Below are 3,982 nucleotides of genomic sequence, written 5' to 3'. Positions count from 1 at the left end.
CCGGACGGCTGATCGAGGCCGGCCTGTCGCCGGACACTGCGGTGGCCGTGGTCGAGAATGCCAGCCTCGCCAACCGGCGGCGCTTCCACGGCACGCTTGCCGACCTGCCGTCGCTGGAAGCGCGCGCCGATCTTTCCGGCCCAGTCATGACCATCATCGGCGATGCGGTCGCCGGCGCCAACTTTGAACGGTCCGAGCCGCTGGCGGCACACAGGCATGAAGGCGCGTCCAGTTCGGTCGCCGAAGGAGTTCAGCAATGAAGATACTGACCGCCAACCGCCTCACCGACGGCATCGCCGTCTGGTACGCCGATGGCGGCTGGGCCGAGACGGTGGATCATGCCGACCTCGCCCATGACAAGGCAGCCGATGACAGGCTCGAGGCGATCGGCGCCAAGGCCTATGCCGCCAACGAAGTGGTCGACGTCAATTTGATCGACGCCGAAGTCGTCAACGGCGTCGTCCAACCGGTGCGGCTGCGCGAGAAGATCCGCGCCGCCGGCCCGACCATCCGCAACGATCTCGGCAAGCAGGCTGCGCGGGCAGCATAACCAAGACACCAGGCATGGGCGGACGCGCCCTGAAAGACCAAGCATGTACCGTTACGATGAGTTCGACCACGATTTTGTCCAGGCCCGCGTCGCCGAGTTCAGCGACCAGGTGCAGCGCCGTCTTGCCGGCGAGATCACCGAGGACCAGTTCCGGCCATTGAGGCTGATGAACGGCGTCTATCTGCAGCTGCATGCCTACATGCTGCGCATCGCGGTGCCCTATGGCACGCTGAACGGCAAGCAGCTGCGCATGCTCGGCCACATCGCCCGCAAATACGACAAGGGCTACGGCCATTTCACCACGCGCCAGAACATCCAGTTCAACTGGCCGGCGCTGTCGGACATTCCGGCGATCCTGGCCGATCTCGCAAGCGTCGAGATGCACGCCATCCAGACCAGCGGCAATTGCATTCGCAACGTCACCGCCGACCACTTCGCCGGCGCTGCCGCCGACGAGGTCGCCGATCCGCGTCCCTACGCGGAAATCCTGCGCCAGTGGTCATCGGTGCATCCGGAATTCTCGTTCCTGCCGCGCAAATTCAAGATCGCGGTGACGGGGGCCGAGCGCGACCGCGCCGCCATCCAGACCCACGACATCGGCCTGCACCTGAGGAAGAACGCCGCCGGCGAACTCGGTTTCGCCGTCTATATCGGCGGCGGCCAGGGCCGCACGCCAATGGTTGCCCGCAAAATCCGCGACTTCCTGCCGGAAGCCGACCTTTTGTCCTACTGCACGGCGATCCTGCGCGTTTACAACCTCTATGGCCGCCGCGACAACAAGTACAAGGCGCGCATCAAGATCCTCGTCCATGAGACCGGGGTCGAGGAGATCACCCGCCAAATCGAGGCCGAGTGGCAAGAGTTGAAAGACGCCCAGCTGAAGCTGCCGGAAGCCGATATCCGCGCCATCGAGGCCTATTTCGCGCCACCGGCACTCGCTGAGCGGCCGGAAGGCGACCAGGCGGTCAAGCTGGCGCGGCTCGATTCCAAGGGGTTCTCGGAGTGGCTCGACCAGAATGTCGTGACGCACCGCCATCCCGATTATGCGGCTGTGACGATCTCGCTGAAGGGCATCGGCGAGGTGCCTGGCGACGCCTCGGACAGCCAGATGGACGCAATCGCCGGCATCGCCGAGACATATGGCTTTGACGAGCTGCGTGTCAGCCATGAGCAGAACCTGATCCTGCCGCATGTGGCCCGCGCCGACCTCAAGGCGGTCTATGATGCGCTGGTCGGCATCGGCCTGGCGACGGCCAATTCCAACCTGATATCGGACATCATCGCTTGCCCGGGCCTCGACTACTGCGCGCTGGCCACGGCGCGCTCGATCCCAATCGCGCAGGAAATCTCGCGCCGCTTCGCCTCGCTTGAGCGGCAGCGCGAGATCGGCGAACTGAAGCTGAAGATCTCCGGCTGCATCAACGCCTGCGGTCATCACCATGTCGGCCACATCGGCATCCTCGGCGTCGAGAAGAAGGGCTCCGAACTCTATCAGGTGACGCTGGGCGGCTCGGCCGACGAGAACACCTCGGTCGGCGAGATCATCGGCCGCGGCTTCTCTTCGGAAGAGATCACCGACGCCATCGAACAGATCGTCGAGACCTATCTCGGCCTTCGGCTCGACCCACAAGAGAAATTCATCGACGCCTACCGCCGAGTCGGTCCCGCGCCGTTCAAGGAGGCGCTCTATGCTGGCGAAGCCAAGGCCGCTTGACCGTATTGGAGACGTCGATGACGGCATCGCCGCCAAAGCGGCAGGGCTCGACGCGCTCTATGGTCATCTGAAGCCGCTCGAGATCATCGAACGCTCGGCCCGCGAACTGTTCCTCGACGAGATCGCGGCGGTGTCGTCGTTCGGCGCGGATTCGGCTGTGCTGCTGCACATGATCGCCAAGATCGACCGGACGCTGCCGGTCATCTTCCTCGACACCGGCAAGCATTTCGAGGAGACGCTCGGCTATCGCGATGCGCTCGCCGCCGATTTCGGGCTGACCAACATAAGGGTGATCAAACCCGAGGAAGCAGCACTCGAACGGATCGATCCGACGGGCAATCTGCACCAAAGCGATACCGATGCCTGCTGCGACGTGCGCAAGGTGGAGCCGCTGGCGCGCGGTGTCGCGCCATTTCGTGCCTGGCTCACTGGCCGCAAGCGTTTTCAGGCCGCGACGCGGGCAGCGCTGCCGGTGTTCGAGGCGGTCGGTCCGCGCATCCGCATCAATCCGCTGGCGCATTGGACGACATCGGACCAGGCCGACTATATGCGCGCGCATGCGCTGCGCGAAAATCCGCTGGTCGCTTATGGCTATCTGTCGATCGGCTGCTTCCCGTGCACGCAGCCGGTGCAGCCGGGCGAGGACGCGCGCAGCGGCCGCTGGGCCGGTCATGCCAAGACCGAGTGCGGCATTCACCTGTCGGGGCTGGAGAAGTCGCTGACCGACGCATCCCTTTAGGATATGCTGATATTCAGGTAAGGCTGGCCTGCAAACGGCGGCTTCCTGCGCTTCCGGTGCTCACGTACTTCAAGTATGCTCCGCTCCGGTTCTCGGAAGCCGCCATTTTCGGCGCAGCCTGACCTGAATCTCAACACATCCTTGGTTTCGTTTGACTGTTTAGGAACTTTTTGATGACTGAACCGACGACACCGGAGACCCGGCTCTGGACCCCTGCGGGTTTTCAGGAGGATGAGTGGACGCATGCCGAAAGCGCCGATGCGCTGTCCGGCAACGGCCGCTTCATCCTGCCGTTGCAAGTCTTCCTCGATCTCGATCCGGAGGTGCGCCGCTCGGCCAAGGAACGGCTCGGCGTCCTGCTGCAGCCGGGTGATCAGCTCGAGAAGGTCGCCGACCTGCTCGACCAGCTGTCGCTGGTGGCGCTGGCCTTTCCGGCCTTCAGCGACGGCCGCTCCTTCTCCAAGGGAGAGCTGCTGCGCGGCCGCTACCATTTCGAAGGTGCCGTTCGCGCTACCGGCCAGGTGCTGGTCGACCAACTGCCGCATATGCTGCGGCTGGGCTTCGACGAGTTCGAGATATCGAACCCCGTGCTGTTGAAGCGCCTGGAGGAGGGCCGCACCGGCGGATTGGGGCTCTACTACCAGCCAGCCGCCGTGCCGGAACCAAAAGGCCCGAAATACTCCTGGCGGCGCGTTCGCAGCGGCTGACGTTGCGGTAATTCCGCGCGTCTTTACAACGCCCCCTGTTCAAGCCTTCTCTTGAGCTTCCGGATGGAAAATCCGGAATGATCGGGGAGGGTCTTCATGCGTTACGACTATGTCATAGCCGGCGCTGGGTCCGCCGGCTGTGCGCTTGCCGCACGGCTTTCGGAAGACCCCTCGAAAACGGTCTGCCTGATCGAAGCTGGCGGCGAGGGCAGGGATATGCTGATCCGCGCTCCGGCTGGCATTATCGGTATGCTTTCCGGCCGGCCCAGGAT

General features: G+C 64.0%; 5 protein-coding genes and 1 pseudogene. All 6 read left to right on the top strand.

Features of this window, described 5'->3' with window-relative positions; translation table 11 throughout:
- A pseudogene (locus EN994_RS21150) lies at positions 1–260 on the top strand (uroporphyrinogen-III C-methyltransferase); the annotation flags it as partial.
- Positions 257–550, top strand: coding sequence for a DUF2849 domain-containing protein (locus tag EN994_RS21145; RefSeq protein ID WP_013529562.1), 294 nt, complete (start codon positions 257–259; stop codon positions 548–550). The pseudogene EN994_RS21150 and the gene EN994_RS21145, both read left to right, overlap by 4 nt.
- Before the next feature lie 43 nt (positions 551–593).
- Positions 594–2,264 carry a nitrite/sulfite reductase gene (locus EN994_RS21140; protein ID WP_063169017.1) on the top strand — a complete coding sequence of 557 codons (1,671 nt, stop codon included), beginning with the start codon at positions 594–596 and terminating at the stop codon, positions 2,262–2,264.
- Positions 2,239–3,003, top strand: coding sequence for a phosphoadenylyl-sulfate reductase (locus tag EN994_RS21135; protein WP_024502838.1), 765 nt, complete (start codon positions 2,239–2,241; stop codon positions 3,001–3,003). The genes EN994_RS21140 and EN994_RS21135 overlap by 26 nt, the downstream gene beginning before the upstream one ends.
- 173 nt (positions 3,004–3,176) lie before the next feature.
- Positions 3,177–3,710: a DUF934 domain-containing protein gene (locus EN994_RS21130; protein ID WP_063169016.1), complete on the top strand. Its 534-nt coding sequence runs from the start codon at positions 3,177–3,179 to the stop codon at positions 3,708–3,710.
- Between the two features lie 96 nt (positions 3,711–3,806).
- Positions 3,807–3,982 (top strand): lycopene cyclase family protein (locus tag EN994_RS21125; RefSeq protein WP_206530443.1); only part of this gene is annotated, 176 nt, incomplete at its 3' end.

Source organism: Mesorhizobium sp. M7A.F.Ca.CA.002.09.1.1 (genome assembly GCF_003998555.1).
Lineage (GTDB): Bacteria > Pseudomonadota > Alphaproteobacteria > Rhizobiales > Rhizobiaceae > Mesorhizobium > Mesorhizobium ciceri.
The sequence above is the reverse complement of the archived record's forward strand: the minus strand, read 5'-3'. Positions and strand labels throughout refer to the sequence as shown.